General features: G+C 43.7%; 1 protein-coding gene. It reads left to right on the top strand.

Features of this window, described 5'->3' with window-relative positions:
- On the top strand, nucleotides 1–231 hold a 231-nt coding region (locus L9G74_RS24730; protein ID WP_238899119.1), incomplete at both ends, for a hypothetical protein.

Genomic DNA, 231 nt, shown 5'->3' with positions numbered 1-231 from the left:
GGAGGATGCCCTTCAGAAGGGAATAAGCCCCAGCGATGCTGCATTTACACTTGGGATTGCACCTGCTTTAGCGAAGGAGCATCTTCTAAATGCAGAAAGCATTGGTATCCTTTGCAGGGATGTCAGTCCAGATGGGTTGCGCTTCTACATCAATCTATTTAATGAAATTGATCCCCAAAATATGTATATGCCAAAAACTCATGGAGTATACCACACATGGATATCTGTCAC

Source organism: Shewanella electrica (assembly GCF_022321485.1).
In the GTDB taxonomy this organism is placed as follows: domain Bacteria; phylum Pseudomonadota; class Gammaproteobacteria; order Enterobacterales; family Shewanellaceae; genus Shewanella; species Shewanella electrica.
Note: the sequence above shows the minus strand (reverse complement) of the source record. Positions and strands in the feature narration are given on the sequence as shown.